Below are 235 nucleotides of genomic sequence, written 5' to 3'. Positions count from 1 at the left end.
CTGAAGATGGCCGTGGTCGATGACTGGGTCAGCGTCGGTTCGTGCAACTTCGACCACTGGAACCTGCGCTTCAACCTTGAAGCCAACATCGAGGCGCTGGACCCGCCACTGACGGCGGCGGTGGTGGCCAGCTTCGAGCGTGACTTTGCCTTGAGCGAGGAAGTCGACCTCGATCACTGGCATGCCCGGCCGCTGTGGCGCAGGGTGAAGCAGCGGATCTGGGGATGGATCGGCC

Annotated in this window: 1 protein-coding gene; it reads left to right on the top strand. The window is 63.8% G+C overall.

The window, feature by feature from the left end; genetic code table 11:
• Nucleotides 1–235 (top strand): phospholipase D-like domain-containing protein (locus SB765_RS33855; RefSeq protein WP_410933065.1); only part of this gene is annotated, 235 nt, incomplete at both ends.

It is taken from the genome of Pseudomonas sp. SIMBA_067, from assembly GCF_046534675.1.
Classification (GTDB): Bacteria; Pseudomonadota; Gammaproteobacteria; order Pseudomonadales; family Pseudomonadaceae; genus Aquipseudomonas; species Aquipseudomonas putida.
Note: the sequence above shows the minus strand (reverse complement) of the source record. Positions and strands in the feature narration are given on the sequence as shown.